Origin of the sequence: Bradyrhizobium sp. MOS002 (genome assembly GCF_003020115.1) — a bacterium.
Lineage (GTDB): Bacteria > Pseudomonadota > Alphaproteobacteria > Rhizobiales > Xanthobacteraceae > Bradyrhizobium.
Genome location: NZ_PYFX01000004.1, coordinates 268,253 through 282,333, shown reverse-complemented (window position 1 = coordinate 282,333; position 14,081 = coordinate 268,253). Strand labels below are relative to the sequence as shown.

The following is a 14,081-nucleotide window of genomic DNA, read 5'->3' as shown; positions in this document are numbered from 1 at the left end:
CGCTTGACAAGCAATGCGTTTCGGCCCGGAAGTGATCCCGACAGGCATTCCAACGTCCACGAAACTCAGAGATCCCCTCATGGAAATGCTCAACCACCACTGCGGCGTGACGCGCGATGCGCGCGGCGTCGTTCACGTCGCCATCTGCAACGCCGGCTCGCTGAACATTTTGGGCTCCCCCGTCACCGACGCGGTCCGCGAAGGCTTGCAGCAGCTCTCCTCCGACCGCAGCATCCGGGTTGCGGTGCTGCGCGGCCAGAGCGAGAAAAGCATGATCGGCGGCGCCGACATCAAGGAGATGGCCAAGCTCGACCAAAAGTCCGCCGAGGCCTTCATCAGCCGCCTGCGCGACCTCTGCGAGGCCGTGCGCGCCTTCCCGGCCCCGATGATCGCGCGCATGCCCGGCTGGTGCCTCGGCGGCGGGCTCGAAGTTGCGGCAGCCTGCGATTTCCGGATCGCCGCCCATGATGCGCATTTCGGCATGCCGGAGGTGCGCGTCGGCATTCCCTCGGTGATCCATGCCGCGCTGCTTCCGCGCCTGATCGGGTGGGCCCGCGCGCGCTGGCTGGTGATGACCGCGGAGAACATCGACGCGCCGACGGCGCTGGCATGGGGATTGGTCGACAAGGTCGCGCCGGAGGGCGGGCTCGATGCCGAGGTCGAGCACCTCGTGAACGCCCTGCTCGAATGCGGCCCCGAGGCACTGCGGTCGCAGAAGGCCTTGCTGCGCCAGTGGGAGGAACTGCCGCTGACGGAGTCGGTGGATTTGAGCGTGAAAGTGTTCGGCGAGTCGTTCCTGACGGACGAGCCGACGCGGCTGATGGGCGCCTTCGTGAATCGGAAGCGGTAGGCACCACAAAGACGGTGTCATGCTCCGCGAAAGCGGGGCATCCAGTACGCCGCGGCCTCTCCGTATCCGCGCGCCGCCTGTGGAACACTGGATCGCCCGATCAAGGGGCGATGACACCATTGTGTGGGATGGACACCCCGTCACACAGCGTCCCCCGGTCGAACAAGCAAATCTCATCCGACCCACGACAATTTCTCATGCCCGACGCAGTTGCATTTTTTGCGCCGCATCATATGATGATCATAATCTTACATATCCGACATCTTAGGGAGCCTCCCCGATGGCCGAAGCCTCCGATCCCGTCGTCATCGTCTCCGCCGTTCGTAGCCCGCTCGGCCGCTTCATGGGCGAGCTGTCGCCCCTCCCCGCACACAAGCTCGGATCGCATGTGATCGGCGCGGCACTGGAGCGTGCCAAGCTTGCGCCGGAGAAGGTCGATGAGGTTTTCATGGGCTGCGTGCTTCCCGCCGGCCAGGGCCAGGCCCCGGCGCGCCAGGCTGCGCGTGCCGCCGGCCTGCCCGATGCCACCGGTGCCACCACCGTCAACAAGGTCTGCGGCTCCGGCATGAAAGCGACCATGTTGGCGCACGACATCATTCGCGCCGGCTCGGCCGAGATCGTCGTCTCCGGCGGCATGGAAAGCATGAGCAACGCGCCGTATCTGCTCGCCAAGGCGCGCGGCGGCTATCGCGCCGGCCACGACCGCATCATCGACCACATGATGATGGACGGGCTCGAAGACGCCTACGAGACCGGCCGCTCCATGGGCGATTTCGGCGAGGCCACCGCCGAAGCCTATCAGTTCACCCGCAAGGACCAGGACGCCTATGCGATGGAAACGTTGAGCCGCGCACGTAAAGCCGTCGAGGGCGGCGCGTTCAAGGCCGAAATCGCGCCGATCACGCTGAGCGAGAAGGCAGGCCCCCGCATCGTCGCCAATGACGAGCATCCGCTGAAGGTCGATCCCGCAAAGATCCCCGGGTTGAAGCCGGCCTTCCGCGCCAACGGCACCATCACGCCCGCGGCCTCCTCCGCCAACGCCGACGGCGCTGCTGCGCTGGTGCTGACGAAGCGCTCGCTCGCCGATCGCAATGGGCTGCCTGCGCTGGCCGAGATCAAGGGCCACGCCACCCACAGCCAGGAGCCGCAATGGTTCACCACGGCGCCGATCCCGGCGATCCGCAAGCTGCTCGACAAGGTCGGCTGGAGCGCCGACGATGTCGATCTGTTCGAGATCAACGAAGCCTTTGCCGTGGTGGCGATGGCGGCGCAGCGCGACCTCGGCATTCCGCGCGAGAAGCTCAACATCAACGGCGGTGCCTGCGCGCTCGGCCATCCCATCGGCGCCACCGGCGCACGGCTGATCGTGACGCTGCTGCATGCGCTCGAGGCGCAAAACCTCAAGCGCGGCGTGGCGGCGCTCTGCATCGGCGGCGGCGAAGCCACCGCGATCGCGGTGGAGCGCTTGACGCACTGACATGAGAAAGTCCGGAAATGAGGGGACTCCGTCATTTCCGACAAACGAGTCCCGTGCCATTCTGCAAACTTGCGCAGGTCTCTCGCCTGCCCATCAAGATTGAGGCCCAATGATCTCGAACTGGCTCGCGGCAACGCTCGGCCGCCGCAATATCCACTACGGCTGGGTGATGGTCGGCGTGACCTTCCTCACCGCGCTGATTAGCGCCGGAACGGTCGGCGCGCCCGGCGTGTTCATCATTCCGCTTCAGAAGGAGTTCGGCTGGAGCACGGCGGAGATCTCCTCCGCGCTGTCGATCCGCTTCATCCTGTTCGGGCTGATGGCGCCGTTCGCGGCAGCCCTGCTCAACCGCTACGGCCTGCGCAACGTCACGCTCACCGCGCAGCTCATCGTCGTCTCGGCGCTGGTGCTCTCGCTCGGCATGACAGAGGTCTGGCAGCTCGTCGCGTTGTGGGGCGTGGTGATCGGGATCGGCACCGGCATGACCGCGCTGGTGCTCGGCGCCACCATCGCGACGCGCTGGTTCGCGGCGCGGCGCGGCCTGGTCGTCGGCATCATGACCGCGAGCGTCGCGACCGGTCAGCTCGTGTTCCTGCCGCTGCTGGCAAGCCTCACCGAACGCTTCGGCTGGCGGCTTGCGCTCGGCTTCGTCTGCATCGCGCTCGGTGTTTCCGCCCTCGCGGTGCTGCTCGCGATGCGCGACCGTCCCAGCGATTTGGGCCTGCGCCCGTTCGGCGACGAAGGCACCACACCCCTGCCCGCCCCGCCCGTCAGCCATGGCTCGATCACCGGCGTCGCGCTCGGCACGCTGCGCGACGCCTCGAAGAGCAGCGCATTCTGGGTCCTGTTTGCGACGTTCTTCGTCTGCGGCGCATCCACCAATGGCCTCGTGCAGGTGCATCTGATCCCGATGTGCCTCGATTTCGGCATCCCGCAGGTGCAGGCCGCGGGCCTGCTGGCTGCGATGGGCATCTTCGACTTCTTCGGCACCATCATGTCGGGCTGGCTGTCGGACCGCTACGACAACCGCTATTTGCTGTTCTGGTATTACGGCCTGCGCGGGCTCTCGCTGATCTTCCTCCCCTTCAGCGATTTCTCGTTCTATGGGCTCTCGATCTTTGCGATGTTCTACGGGCTCGACTGGATCGCAACCGTGCCGCCCACGGTGCGGCTCACCGCGCAGAAATTCGGACCCGAGCGCGCCAATCTGGTGTTCGGCTGGATCTTTGCGGGCCACCAGCTCGGCGCGGGCACCGCCGCCTTCGGCGCCGGTTTCTCGCGGACGGTCTATCAGAGCTACCTGCCCGCCTTCTTCATCGCCGGCGCGCTCTGCGTGTTCGCCTCACTGATCGTGCTGACGCTCTCGCGACAACCGAAGCCAAAGCCGCAAGCCGCGATGGCTTAGTACCTGATCGTGGTGGTGACGCCGAAGACTGCGGCGTCACCGATCCGCGCGACACCGCTCGGGTCGTTCGGGTTGGGGATGCCGCCCGAGGCGCGGAACACGTATTGGAAATAAGGCGCGATCAGCCAGCCCGGCTTGATATGCGCCTCGTAGATCATCTCGATCAGCGTCTCGTTGCTGCGCACGGGACTTTGGACGCCCGTGAAGGATTGCGTGTCGAGATCGAGGTTGCGCGCAGTGTTCGAGATGCGCATGTAGGCCGCCGCCACGCCGAAGCGATCGAGCGGACGACCGGGTACGAAGCCAACAAAGCCGATGCCGCCGTCGAGATAGAGATCGATCAGGTTGCGGTCCGGCGGGCTGTAGGCGATGCGGCCGAACGCGGTGACACCCGGGAGCGAGGCCGACGTGCTGTTGTCCTTGACCTCCGGCGGGCGGTAGAGCACCTGTTCGATGACCGCGAAGATTCCGTAATTTCCGCGAAGCTTCGCCGGAATGCCGCTGCCGCCGGGATCGGCGATCGACTGCCCCTCCGCCGTAAAGCGCTGGCTGTCGAAGGAGCCATAATGCTTCCAGGCACCCGGCGTGACATTGCCGGCGAGCGGGCGGCCGCCGATATCGATGGCGTAGTTGAAGCGAACTTGCCCGATCACCCACGGCGGATCGTTGACGCGAAAGGCGAGACCATGATGGTCGCGAAGCTGCGGATCTGCATCGCCAGGTCCTGACGGATCGCCGTTGAAGACAGCACCGAACGCCGTGATCTGATCCGTCAGCGCGGCCTTGATGCGAATGCCGGGGACCGCGATCGGCGGCGCCGGGCCGCCGGCCGGAAGGTTGGACGCCTTGATCGCCGGCCAGCCGAACGTGCCGTTGATGAAGAGGTCGTCGGTCTGGCTGTCGAAGAACTCGACATCGGCGGCCTGCTGGCCGGCCCTGATGTTCAGCCTGTCGTTGAAGAAGCTCTGCTCGAAATAGGCATTGTAGAGCCGCTGGTCCGGCAACGCCTCGATCTCGCTGATGGTCGCGAGATTCATGACGTAGTTGCGGCTTAGGCCTCGCCCGTAGATTACGAAGGCATTGGCGTAGAATCGGCCACCGGTCCAGCCGACCAGCTTGTCGAGATCGGCATCGACCGACAGGTCGAGCCTGCCGAAATGGATGGCGCCGCGCTTAACGCCGCCCGAAACGTTGCCGATATTGTCGGCGATGTAGGTGGCGCCGAAATTCAGACCCTTGTTGGCGAGGCCGTCATGCCACGCGTTGAACCATTTTGGAGCCAGCCACTCCGCCGCGCTCTCGTCCTTGGCACCGGCGAGCGCGCCGGTGCTCGCCATTGCCGAAGCCAGTGCGATCGCAGCCGCCCGTCGCAATGGAGATTGAGCACCACGCGAACTCACGATCGATACGCTATTTCTTGAAGATGCCCGTGCGCCGCATGAAGAGATAGGCGGCACCGACCGACGAGGCCATCAGCAGCGCCGCCACGAGAAATCCGCTCTCGACATCGGTCAGCGGCAGGCCCTTGGTGTTCATACCAAAAATGCCGGTGATCAGCGTCGGCGGCAGCAACAGCGAGGTCACGATCGAGAGCGTGTGGAGGTGGTTGTTGCTTTCCTCCTCGTTCTTGAAACGCAGCTCCTCCTCGAGCAGGCGGCTGCGTTCGCGCAGCTCGACGATATCGTGGTCGAGGCCGTCGAGCCGCTGCGCCAGCTTGCCGGCCTGGATACGCAAGTCCGGCGACAGGTGGTCGGTGTTCTTCTGGTCGAGGCGATGGAACAGCGTACGCAGGCCGGTGAGCTGGCGATGCAGCCTGACGCAGGTCCGGCGCAGCCGGCCGAGATTGCGGCGCATCTCCGGCTTGGCGTCGTCGGCCAAAATCCGCTCCTCGATCTCGTCGATCTCCTGGCCGAGCTTGTCGGCCATCCGGTCCAGCGTGTCTGCGACCTCGTCGACGATCTTTTCGAGCAGATGGGCGACGTTGTCGACGCGGTAGCCGCCTTCGAGCACCCGGCGCGTCGCATCCGCCGAGCACAGCGCCTGATGGCGGCCGCTGATCAGGAGCCGCTCGGTCATCGCGAAGCGCAGGAACGCGGTCTCCTCCGTCGCGCTGTCGATGTCGCGCACGAGGTCGGAGAACACGCCGTAGACGCAGTTGTCGATGACGTGAAGCTGCTGGAAGGTGTCGTTGGACAGCAAGAGCTCGCGCGCGAGCGGCGGCAGCTGTGACGCGACGATCCACGGCCGTGAACGCGTGTCCGTGAGGTTGAAATGCAGCCAGAGCCGGCCGTCGTGACTGAACTCGATCGGATGCTCGATCGGCAGCGCCTCGGCGCCGCCGTCGCTGTGGAGCCGGAATGCCCACACCAGGCCGGGAATGCCAGGCACGGAATCCGATATCGCGCTGACAAGCTTCGCCGGCTCAGCCATGACCAACCCCAACCGTCAACGAACGCCCCGCTCCGGAAGATGGCTGACGGCATCGTCCGGACCCTCGCGGGTACTCAATTACGGCATTGTTACAGTTTGATGATGATGCCCTACTCGGCCGCCAGCGCGGTCGAGGCCGCCGCCTCGGCTTCCCTGATGTAGTCGTGCACGACGCGGCCGAACGGCAGCGTCAGGTCAGCGATGTAATGATGCGCGCCGAGGCAGCGGCGGACCGGGAAGTCAGCGACGGGCGCGTTGACATGCGGCACCAGATGCAGCCGGCCCGGCCCCATCCAGGATCCCTTCGGCACGATGTCGATGAGGTTGATCGCAACGAGCTGGCAGATCTCGAGGCGGCCGTCGACGCCGGGGATCATCTTCAGATTGATCTGCGTTTTCGACAGCGTCGCCCGGGTCAGATCGCCGTTGCCGGCCATGCTCTCGTGCTTGTAACCCATCGTGCCCATGGCGACGAGCTGGCCGGCATATTCCAGCGTGCCCGTCAGCGTGTCCTTGACGATCTCGAGCTTGGGATGGGCGTATTTCTTGGGAAAACCCCAGATCTCGCGGCCGGCGGCGATCGGCGGATCATCGTCCAGATACATCTGCGAGACGAAGTTGACCTCCTCGCCGTGCAGGCGCGCGGGGATGACGAGGCCGGACTCGGTGTAGCTGCCGAAGCCGGACGAGTCTGGCATCCGGATCCATTCGTAATGCACGATCGGCTGGTCGATCGGCTCCAGCGGCTCAGGCAGGCCGGCGCGGATCAGGTCCGGATCGGTCTCGTAGGTGATGACGAGAAATTCGCGGTTGACGAAGCGATAGGGCCCGGCCGGATAGCTCGGCCCAGCCGCCGGCATCGACGGAAGCCTCAGCAAATCTTCCCTGCGCATCGCTGGTCTCCTCTCGTGGTGCTCATGTGATGCCCGCCCGGCAGCGTCAGGCGTCGATGCAGATTGCTAGCCGCCGTCATTGACTGCGATGTGAAGGATTTCCGTCAGCCGCACGACCGTAGCCATTCCCAAGACGATCATGGCGCATGCAAGCGATGCACCGGCGCCAGAATTGTCATCACGCCGTCACCGCCTGACGCAATCGTTTGAAGAAGCAGGAGGCATCACCATGGACGCTCGCACATCGCAACCGCTTCATCAGACACATCAGTCTCCCTCACGAGGCTGGCGGCCCGAGCGCTGCGACCGCGTCGCGCTAGTGCTGCAAGGTGGCGGCGCGCTCGGCGCCTACCAGGCCGGCGTCTACCAGGCACTGCACGAGGCCGGCATCGAGCCCGACTGGGTCTGCGGCGTCTCGATCGGCGCGATCAACTCCGCCATCATCGCCGGCAACAAGCCGGAGAAGCGGCTCGAGGCGCTGCGCATCTTCTGGGAGCGCATCACCAACCGCAAGATCTGGCACTACACGCCTGACGGAGACATCTTCCGGCAGTGGCGCAATCTCACCAGCGCATGGATGACGTCGGCGATGGGCCAGCCGGGCTTCTTCAGCCCGCATCAGGTCAATCCCTGGCTCAGCCCGGTCGGCGCCCGGACCGCCACCAGCTATTACGACACGATGCCGCTGAAGGAGAGCCTGCTCGAACTCGTCGACTTCGACCTCATCAACGAGAAGAAGGTTCGCTTCGCGGTCGGCGCCGTGAACGTGCTCTCTGGCAATTTCATTTATTTCGACAATTCCCATGACGAGATCGAGCCGGAGCACATCATGGCTTCCGGCGCTCTGCCGCCGGCCCTGCCGATGGTACGGATCGGCACCGATCATTTCTGGGACGGCGGCATCGTCTCCAACACGCCGCTCCAGCACCTGCTCGACCAGGAGGACGCGCTCAATTCGCTGGTGTTCCAGGTCGATCTCTTCAGCGCGCGGGGCGTGCTGCCGCGCTCGATCCAGGACGTGATGGCCCGCCAAAAGGACATCATGTATTCCTCGCGCACCCGCCACAACACCGATGTCTACCGCCGCACCCACAACCTCAAGGTCCTGCTCTACAAGGCCTTGGCGAAGCTGCCCGACGAGCAGCTCTCCGAGGAGGAGCGCAAACTCAAGTCGAGCCTGCGCCACATGCCGGAGATCGCGATCCTGCATCTGATCTATCAGCAGAAGGCGTATGAGGGCGACGCCAAGGACCACGAATTCTCGGGCACCTCGATGCGCGAGCACTGGACCTCCGGCTACGAAGACACCAAGCGCACCCTGAAGCGCCGCGACTGGATCAAGATGCCCGACGAAGGCATGGGGCTGGTGGTGCACGACGTGCATCGGGAGACGGAAAGCGCGTGAGCAACGCGCCCCGCGGGGCGGGCTCAAACAAAAAATGCGAAAACAACCCCATGCACAGTAGCCGGGGCGTGGTGGATCAATGACTTACGCTTTACCGAAATCGATTTGACTCGTCGGGCAAAACAGGAGCAGGCTGTCATCGTTGGGCATCTGCGTCGTCATCTCCTTCAACCTGCAAAATGGTCTCCGACAGCAGAGCCGCAGCCTTTTGCAGCGGGCCGATAAATCGATCCAGTTCAGCGAAGCTCACGCGAGCCGCGGGTACGGAGACACCCAGGCAAGCGATGAGTTCTCGATCCGGGGACAGGATGGGCACGGCACACCCCACCACGCCTTTCACGTACTCTTCGTTCGTTTTGGCCCAGCCGCGCTGCCGCGTCTCTTCGAGCACCTTCATCAGCGCCTGGACATCGACAATCGTCGTTTCAGTGAATTTGGTCAGAGCGAGTGCGCGGCACAGCTTCGCCCGGGTCCGCTCGGGCAATCCGCTCATGTAGATCTTTCCGGTGGACGTGCAATGTAGCGGCGCCGCTTCTCCCGGATTGAACTGAAGACCTTGCGGCTCCGAAACGCGAACGCTGTCCACATAGGCGACGGAATTATCGCGCACGACGCCGATTTCGCATTGTTCGCCGATTTCTGCCGCGACCCCTCGAAGCACCGCGTGCCGCCGCGCGGTGCGGAAGGCCGCTCCGATCACAGTCGCGGACAGTGTGACGAGTTGATTGCCCACAACGTAACGCTTGGTCCCCAACGCCTTCTGAAGCAGTCCGCGGCCTTCAAGATTTCCGATCAACCTGTGCGCCGTTGGAAGAGGCAGCGAGAGAGCCTTCGCGATCTCTGCCGCTGAGACGGCTTTACGTTGGTCAGCAACATGCCGAACGATCGCGAGGGCGCGGTCCAAGGGTCCATCCCTCTCAACTTGCTTCGTCATTTCCCTACCGGCTGGAATTGGCAGCGCAACTAATTATCATTTTTCGGAATTAAATCTATTGATATTCGACAATTTCATTTGTCCAAATCCGTAAAGCTCATATTCTTGGCGCTGCCGGCGATTGACTAAAATTTGTGCAACGTAGTCTCGCCGTTTCGAAATGTCGCTCCGTCGCTTGGCCGGCTGCCAAGTCCCGACGGCGCGCTCAACAGGAGATGTGCATGTCTCGTCACTACGACGTGGACGCCGTGAGGAAGGAATTCCCTGCCGTTGAACGGATGGTTTATCTGGACTCGGGATTTCAAACGCCGCTTGCGCGCCCGGTGAAAGCCGCGATCGAGCTCTTCCTTCGCGAGAGCTTCGAGACGGCTGGCCCGAAGAGCGTCTGGCTCGACCGGGTGGAGCAGACCCGCGCCAAGGTCGCTCGCTTTCTCGGCGTGACACCGGACCAGATCGCCTTCACGAAAAACACGTCGGAAAGCATGAACATCGCGGCAAACGCACTGCCGCTCCAGGCCGGGGACAATGTTCTGATGATCCACGGCGATCATCCGAACAACGCCTACGCGTTCCTCAATCTGCAGCGGAAGGGCGTGGAAATCCGCTTCGTTCCGATGACGGATATCGTCGATGGCGACAGCTTTGCTGCCTTCATTGACGACAAGACGCGTGCGATCTCGATGTCGCATGTGACCTTCCATGCCGGTCACCGCTTTGACATCGAGAGCGTCGGCGCGATGTGCGCCAGGAAGAAGCTCTACTTCGTCGTCGACGTGATGCAGGCGATCGGCGTCGTACCTGTTGACGCGAAGGCGATCGGCGCCAGCTTCATCGGCTCCGGCAGCCATAAGGGATTGCTCGTTCCGCAAGGGCTTGGGCTTCTCTATTGGGACAAATCCCTTGGAGAGCTGGAACCGACCTATATGGCGGCCGCGAGCCTCGCCGATATCCCGAACGACCTCATCGCGCGTCCCGACAAAATGGCTCCCTCACCGACCGCCAGGCGCTTCGAACTTGGCAACTTCAATCTGCCCGCGATCCATGCTCTGGGTGCTTCCCTCGACATGATCGAGCAGATCGGGGTGCAGAACATCCAGAACCACTGCTTCGACCTCGGCGATCACCTGATCGCGCGCCTGGACGAACTGGACGTCCGCCTGGTTGGCCCGCGCGATCGAAAGCACCGCGCTCCGCACATCTACGTCATCGCCCTGCCCGCAGCGGACTGGCTCGGGCATTTCGAGGAGAACGGCGTGCGCGTTTCGCCCGAACGTGACGGCATCCGCGTCTCGCTCGGCATGTTCAACACCGCGGCGGATATCGATCGCCTGATCGACGTCATTCGCCGGCGAGGGCTCGGACGCTCCTCGGCTGCAGCTTGAATTCGACAAACGATGGGATGGCAAAAACCATGAAGCAGCTCGTTCAGGTATTGGGACTTCTCCCGGCGCTCTTAGCTATCAACGCAAGCCCCTCCGCGGCGGCGGATAGCCCGACGCTGGACAAGATCAAATCCAGCGGTTCGATTACGATCGGCCACCGTGAGGCCTCAATACCGTTCTCGTACCTCGGGCCCGACCAGAAGCCCGTCGGTTTCTCGCTCGATCTCTGCGCGGCGATCGTCGATCGCGTCAAGGAGGAGCTGAGATTGCCCAATCTCAAGGTCAGCTTCACCCCGGTGAACTCGTCGAACCGGATACCGCTGATCCAGAGCGGGACCGTCGACATCGAATGCGGCGGCACCGCGAATGACAAGAAGCGGCAGGAACAGGTCTCGTTTTCGGTCGCCACGTTCGTCAGCCAGCCGCGGTGGCTGGTCAAGGCCGCCAGTGGCGTCAAGACCGCCGGCGACCTGAAAGGCAAGACGATCGTCGTCACCCAAGGCTCCAACGCGGTCGGCTTCGCGCAGGGCGTCAACGCCAAGGAACAGCTCGGCCTCAACATCGTCCAAGCCAAGGACCATGCGGAATCCTTCCTCATGTTGAACACCGGCCGTGCGGCCGCCTTCATGGAGGACGATATTCTCCTCGCCGGGCTCAAGGCTGCGGCGCCGAATCCGGACGCACTCCTGTTTCTTCCCGAAGGTTACGCGAAGATCTACTACGGGCTGATGTTCACGAAGGGCGATGCCGGCTTCAAGGCACTCGTCGACGACGTTCTCTCCAAGCAAATGGCATCAGGCCAATTCGAGAAGACCTACGCAAAATGGTTCACCAAGCCGATCCCGCCCAAGGGTGAGAACCTCGCATTTCCGCTCACCGACGAGTTGACGCAGCGGATCGCGCATCCCAGCGATGCCGTCGACTAGTTGACGGAGCTGATCGTCTCGCAAGGTGATCCTCGTTCGCACCTGTAACCGGAGGACTCGCGATGTTCGGAGTGCTTTTTGAACAGGCGGCGGATGGCCAGCGCTATATCGACTGGCTGCTGTCGGGTCTCGGCTGGACCCTGGCCCTGGCCTTCTTCGGCTGGTGGATAGCCTTTGGCATCGGAATCGTCGTCGGCGTAGGCCGCACGGTCCAGAATCGCTTCTTCGCGCTCCCGGCCCGGCTCTATGTCGAGATATTCCGAAACATCCCTGTCTTGGTGCAGATGTTCCTCTGGTATTTTGTTTTCCCGGAGGTGGTGCCGAGCGCAATCGGAGATGCAATCAAGCAGATCCCGCCGCCATGGGCATCGTTCTTCCCGGCACTTCTTTGCCTCGGGCTCTACACGGCTTCCCGCATAGCCGAGCAGGTCCGGGCCGGCATCGAGGCGCTCCCAAAGGGACAGCTCGAAGCCGCCAACGCCCTCGGCCTCAGCGGTTACCTCACCTATCGACACGTCATCGTGCCGCAGGCCTTGCGCCTCATCGTGCCGAGCCTCACCAGCGAGGTGATGGGCATCTACAAGAACACCTCCGTCGCACTCACGATCGGCTTGATGGAACTGACTGCCCAGGCACGCCAGATCAGTGAAGCAACGTTCCAGACATTCACTGCCTTTGGCGCGGCGACCATCGTCTATCTCTGTCTGGCACTGATTGCCTATCAAGCCATGGCGCTGATCGACAGAGCCGTCCGGATTCCGGGTAGCGCGCCCGCCACGCTCCCGGCTGACCAGGATCTCTCTGGCGAAGTGCAGCAAGGCGCCTTGCCCGGCGCCATGGAGGCCGCGAAATGAACGCCCTCGATTTCTCGATCGTCGCGCAATCATGGCCCTATCTCTGGTCGGGCCTGCTGTTCTCACTGTCGCTCACAGCCGCCGCGTTCGCCATCGGCATGATTCTCGGAACCTGCCTTGCGTTGGCGCAGCACTTCGAGATTCCCTTGGTCGCCCAGATCATCCGCGGCTACGTGGCGATCATCCGGTCGATCCCGCTGATCCTCGTTCTGTTCTGGTTTTTCTTCTTGGTACCGATCGTGCTCGGGCACCTTAGCGGCAACGGCCGCCCCATCCCGATCGGCGCCACCTATACCGCCTTCATCACTTTCGGCTTGTTCGAGGCGGCCTACTATTCCGAGATCATCCGCGTTGGACTGCGTGCCGTGAACAAGGGCCAGTTTGAGGCCTGCCAAGCCCTCGCGCTGTCCACCTACGACACCTACCGCCACATTGTCCTCCCGCAGGTCCTGCGGGTGGCAAGCCCGATTATCCTGAGCCAGACGATCATCCTGTTTCAGGACACTTCTCTCGTCTATGTCCTGTCGTTGACGGATCTTCTCGGTGCCGCCTCCAAGCTCGCGCAGCTCAACGGCCGCCTCGTCGAAATGTATCTCGTCATAGCAGTAGCCTATCTCGTCATCAGTTCTGCGGCGTCCCAGTGCGTCGCCACCCTTCGCAAGCGATATGCTGCTGCCGCGGCCCGCTGACCATCGGGGTACCGAACCGCCTCGCATTTGGGAGACGAACATGCCGCAAGCGACTGTCAGCAATGCCACACGGCCCGCCGAGATCGTCGTCGTCGAGAACGTGATGAAGCGGTTTGGCGCATTCACTGCGCTGAACGACGTCACCCTCAAGGTCGACAGGGGCGAGAAGATCGTGCTCTGCGGACCATCAGGCTCCGGTAAGTCTACCCTCATCCGGTGCATCAACCATATCGAGAAGCACGATGCAGGCAGGATTATCGTCGATGGTGTCGAGCTGACCAACCGCATCGCCGACATCAACAGCGTACGTTGTGAAGTCGGGATGGTATTTCAGAGCTTCAACCTTTTTCCGCACCTCACCGTCGCGGAGAACTGCATGCTGGCTCCGATTAAGGTTCGCGGGATTTCGCAGTCTGAGGCGCGCGATCGCGCACTCGACCTGCTGCGGAAGGTCCGCATTCAGGATCAGGCCGACAAGTATCCTGCGCAATTGTCGGGCGGTCAGCAGCAACGTGTCGCCATCGCGCGAGCGCTGTGCATGCAGCCCAAGATCATGCTGTTCGACGAACCGACATCGGCTCTCGACCCCGAGATGGTCAAGGAGGTACTGGAAACCATGGTCGAGCTGGCGAAAGAGGGAATGACGATGGTGTGCGTGACGCACGAGATGGGATTCGCCCGGGAGGTCGCCGACCGGGTGGTCTTCATGGATCGCGGTAACATCATCGAGGAAGCAGAACCGGAAACATTCTTTCGAGATCCTCGCACGGAACGGGCGAAGGCATTTTTAAACCAGATCATTCACTAGCTAAGTCGGCAGCGCCCGATAGAGCGCG

13 protein-coding genes are annotated in these 14,081 nt (G+C 63.0%); 9 read left to right on the top strand and 4 right to left on the bottom strand.

Annotation, left to right across the window (positions count from 1 at the left end; all coding sequences use genetic code 11):
- Positions 1-79 precede the first annotated feature (79 nt).
- The 3 genes from C7G41_RS14210 to C7G41_RS14200 all read left to right on the top strand — a co-directional run bounded on the left by C7G41_RS14210 (position 80) and on the right by C7G41_RS14200 (position 3,732).
- On the top strand, positions 80-850 hold the full coding sequence (locus tag C7G41_RS14210) for an enoyl-CoA hydratase (protein ID WP_106943175.1): 771 nt from the start codon (positions 80-82) through the stop codon (positions 848-850).
- Positions 851-1,130: 280 nt separating this feature from the next.
- Positions 1,131-2,327 carry an acetyl-CoA C-acyltransferase gene (locus C7G41_RS14205; RefSeq protein ID WP_106943174.1) on the top strand — a complete coding sequence of 399 codons (1,197 nt, stop codon included), beginning with the start codon at positions 1,131-1,133 and terminating at the stop codon, positions 2,325-2,327.
- Between the two features lie 109 nt (positions 2,328-2,436).
- Positions 2,437-3,732 (top strand): MFS transporter, encoded by a 1,296-nt coding sequence (locus C7G41_RS14200; protein WP_106943173.1) that lies wholly within the window; start codon positions 2,437-2,439, stop codon positions 3,730-3,732.
- On the opposite strand, the gene C7G41_RS14195 is transcribed toward C7G41_RS14200, so the two are convergent.
- The 3 genes from C7G41_RS14195 to C7G41_RS14185 all read right to left on the bottom strand — a co-directional run bounded on the left by C7G41_RS14195 (position 3,729) and on the right by C7G41_RS14185 (position 7,055).
- Positions 3,729-5,069 (bottom strand): carbohydrate porin, encoded by a 1,341-nt coding sequence (locus C7G41_RS14195; RefSeq protein WP_245446535.1) that lies wholly within the window; start codon positions 5,067-5,069, stop codon positions 3,729-3,731. The genes C7G41_RS14200 and C7G41_RS14195 overlap by 4 nt on opposite strands.
- Before the next feature lie 73 nt (positions 5,070-5,142).
- Positions 5,143-6,162: a transporter gene (locus tag C7G41_RS14190; RefSeq protein WP_106943650.1), complete on the bottom strand. Its 1,020-nt coding sequence runs from the start codon at positions 6,160-6,162 to the stop codon at positions 5,143-5,145.
- Between the two features lie 110 nt (positions 6,163-6,272).
- Positions 6,273-7,055, bottom strand: a complete 783-nt coding sequence (locus C7G41_RS14185; RefSeq protein WP_106943171.1) for an acetoacetate decarboxylase — start codon at positions 7,053-7,055, stop codon at positions 6,273-6,275.
- A 229-nt stretch (positions 7,056-7,284) separates the two neighbouring features.
- Between C7G41_RS14185 and C7G41_RS14180 the strand changes: the two genes are divergently transcribed.
- Positions 7,285-8,460, top strand: a complete 1,176-nt coding sequence (locus C7G41_RS14180; RefSeq protein ID WP_106943170.1) for a patatin-like phospholipase family protein — start codon at positions 7,285-7,287, stop codon at positions 8,458-8,460.
- Between the two features lie 136 nt (positions 8,461-8,596).
- Here C7G41_RS14180 and C7G41_RS14175 read toward each other — a convergent pair whose 3' ends face one another.
- On the bottom strand, positions 8,597-9,394 hold the full coding sequence (locus C7G41_RS14175; protein ID WP_106943169.1) for an IclR family transcriptional regulator: 798 nt from the start codon (positions 9,392-9,394) through the stop codon (positions 8,597-8,599).
- 221 nt (positions 9,395-9,615) lie between these two features.
- On the opposite strand from C7G41_RS14175, the gene C7G41_RS14170 reads away from it, so the two are divergent.
- From C7G41_RS14170 to C7G41_RS14150, 5 genes are all read left to right on the top strand, one after another.
- Positions 9,616-10,776 carry an aminotransferase class V-fold PLP-dependent enzyme gene (locus C7G41_RS14170; RefSeq protein ID WP_199198369.1) on the top strand — a complete coding sequence of 387 codons (1,161 nt, stop codon included), beginning with the start codon at positions 9,616-9,618 and terminating at the stop codon, positions 10,774-10,776.
- A 29-nt stretch (positions 10,777-10,805) separates the two neighbouring features.
- On the top strand, positions 10,806-11,702 hold the full coding sequence (locus C7G41_RS14165) for an amino acid ABC transporter substrate-binding protein (RefSeq protein ID WP_106943167.1): 897 nt from the start codon (positions 10,806-10,808) through the stop codon (positions 11,700-11,702).
- A gap of 62 nt (positions 11,703-11,764) precedes the next feature.
- On the top strand, positions 11,765-12,556 hold the full coding sequence (locus C7G41_RS14160) for an amino acid ABC transporter permease (RefSeq protein WP_106943166.1): 792 nt from the start codon (positions 11,765-11,767) through the stop codon (positions 12,554-12,556).
- A complete protein-coding gene (locus C7G41_RS14155; protein WP_106943165.1) occupies positions 12,553-13,245 on the top strand; it encodes an amino acid ABC transporter permease in 693 nt (230 codons plus the stop codon). The genes C7G41_RS14160 and C7G41_RS14155 overlap by 4 nt, the downstream gene beginning before the upstream one ends.
- A gap of 40 nt (positions 13,246-13,285) precedes the next feature.
- Positions 13,286-14,053 carry an amino acid ABC transporter ATP-binding protein gene (locus C7G41_RS14150; protein WP_106943649.1) on the top strand — a complete coding sequence of 256 codons (768 nt, stop codon included), beginning with the start codon at positions 13,286-13,288 and terminating at the stop codon, positions 14,051-14,053.
- Positions 14,054-14,081: the final 28 nt, after the last annotated feature.